Source organism: Kitasatospora sp. NPDC056531 (genome assembly GCF_042794375.1).
Taxonomy (GTDB): domain Bacteria; phylum Actinomycetota; class Actinomycetes; order Streptomycetales; family Streptomycetaceae; genus Kitasatospora.
Genome location: NZ_JBHTTU010000287.1, coordinates 1 through 2,426, shown reverse-complemented (window position 1 = coordinate 2,426; position 2,426 = coordinate 1). Strand labels below are relative to the sequence as shown.

The following is a 2,426-nucleotide window of genomic DNA, read 5'->3' as shown; positions in this document are numbered from 1 at the left end:
TGCCACAACTCCCAACCCATCCCCACCCACTGCGACCCCTGACCCGGGAACACGAACACCACCCGGCCGTCCTGCGCCCGGCCCCACACCGCCGCGCCCGAACGCTCACCGGCCGCGATCGCCTCCAGTCCCGAGGCCAGCTCCTCGGGCGAAGCGCCGACCACCACGGCCCGCTCCTCGAACCGCGAGCGCCCCGAGGCCAACGACCACGCCACATCCACCGGCCGAACCCCCGACCCCGCCAACACCCCCGCCAACCGCCGCGCCTGCTCCCGCAACGCCGCCTCACTGCGGCCCGACACCACCAACGGCACCACCGCACCACCCAGCACCACCGGAGCCGGCTCCTCGGCATCGTCCGCAGCAGCCGGGTCCGTACCGGCCTGCGCGGGGGCCTCTTCGAGGATCACGTGGGCGTTGGTCCCGCTGACGCCGAAGGAGGACACACCGGCACGGCGGGGCTGATCGCCCGCAGGCCAGTCCTGGGCCTGCGTCAGCAGCTCGACCGCACCCGTCGACCAGTCCACGAACGGCGACGGCTCGTCCACGTGCAGCGTCCTCGGCAGCACGCCGTTCCGCAGCGCCAGCACCATCTTGATCACGCCGGCCACACCCGCGGCCGCCTGCGGGTGCCCGATGTTCGACTTCAACGACCCCAGCCACAACGGGCGTTCGGCGGCTCGCTGCTGACCGTAGGTCGCCAGCAGCGCCTGCGCCTCGATCGGGTCACCCAACCGCGTACCCGTACCGTGCGCCTCCACCACGTCCACCTCGGCGGCGGACAGCCCGGCGTTCGCCAGCGCCTGGCGGATCACCCGCTCCTGCGACGGACCGTTCGGCGCCGTCAGACCGTTCGACGCACCGTCCTGGTTCACCGCGCTGCCGCGGAGCACGGCCAGCACCTCGTGGCCGTTGCGCCGCGCGTCCGAAAGCCGCTCCAGCACCACGACACCGACGCCCTCACCCCAACCGGTGCCGTCCGCACCCGCGGCGAACGCCCTGCACCGCCCGTCCGGCGACAGCCCGTTCTGCCGGCTGAACTCCACGAAGATCCCCGGCGACGCCATCACCGTCACGCCCGCCGCCAGCGCCAGCGAGCACTCCCCCGCCCGCAGCGACTGCGCAGCCAGGTGCAGCGCCACCAGCGACGACGAACACGCCGTATCCACCGTCACCGCCGGCCCCTCCAGGCCCAGCGCGTACGACAACCGCCCCGAGAGGACGCTGGTCGAACTGCCCGTGAGGAGATACCCCTGGGCCTCCTCGGAGCGCTGGTACAGCCGCGGGCCGTACTCCTGGGCCATGGCGCCGACGAACACGCCGACCTGGTCACCGCGCAGCGAGGCCGGGTCGACGCCCGCCCGCTCGACCGCCTCCCATGCGGTCTCCAGCAGCAGCCGCTGCTGCGGGTCCATCGCCGCCGCCTCACGTGGCGAGATCCCGAAGAACACGGCGTCGAACTCGGCCGCGTCGTAAAGGAATCCACCGGCCTGCGGGATCGAGGCGCCGTCCCCGCCGACCGGGCGGGCGAGATCCTCCAGGTCCCAGCCGCGGTCGCCGGGGAAGCCGGAGATCGCGTCGCCCTCCTCGACGAGCAGCTGCCAGAGCCGCTCCGGTGTGGTCACGCCGCCCGGCAAGCGGCAGCCCATCGAGACGATCACGATCGGGTCGTCGTGGACCGGCGTCACGACCGGCACCGGGAGGCGGTCCTGGGTGCCCAGCAGCAGGTCGCGCAGGTGGTCGGCGACCGCGGTGGGGGTCGGGCGGTCGAAGAGCAGGGTGCTGGGGAGCCGGCAGCCGAGGAGCGCACCGACCCGGTTACGCAGTTCCACCGCCATGGTCGAGTCGAAGCCCAGATCGCGGAAGGTCAGCGTGGGCCGGATGTCGGCCGCTCCCCGGTGTCCGAGCACCGTGGCGGCCTCGGCGCAGACCAGGTCGAGGCACCTGCGCCGCTGCTCGGCGGTCGGCAGGTCGAGCAGGCTGCGGCGCAGCAACGCGAAGGCGTCGGCTTCGGCGTCCGCGTACGGCTCGGCGGATTCCGCGAAGCCGTCGGTCTGCGCCGCCACGGCCTGGAGCTCGAGTCTGGCGGGCCTGGTGGCGGGTGCCAGCCAGTGGCTGCGGCGCTGGAACGCGTAGGTGGGCAGGTCGATCCGGCGCGCGTTCCGGCCGTCGAGCACCGCGGCCCAGTCGACTCGCACGCCGTGCACGTGGGCCTCGGCCATGGAGGTGAGGAAGCGTGCGGTGCCGCCCTCACCACGGCGCAGCGAGCCCAGGACCACCGCATCCCGCCCGGCCGCGTCGATGTTCTCCTGGATGCCGACGTTCAGGACGGGGTGGGGGCTGGCCTCGATGAACACACCGTGCCCGGACTCCAGCAACCCCCGCACCACCAGGTCGAATTGGACGGTCTCGCGCAGGTTGCGGTA

The 2,426-nt window shown here is 73.3% G+C and carries 1 protein-coding gene; it reads right to left on the bottom strand.

The annotated features are described in order from the left end of the window. A partial coding sequence (locus ACFQ87_RS45670) for a beta-ketoacyl synthase N-terminal-like domain-containing protein (protein WP_380616959.1) occupies positions 1-2,426 on the bottom strand: 2,426 nt, incomplete at both ends.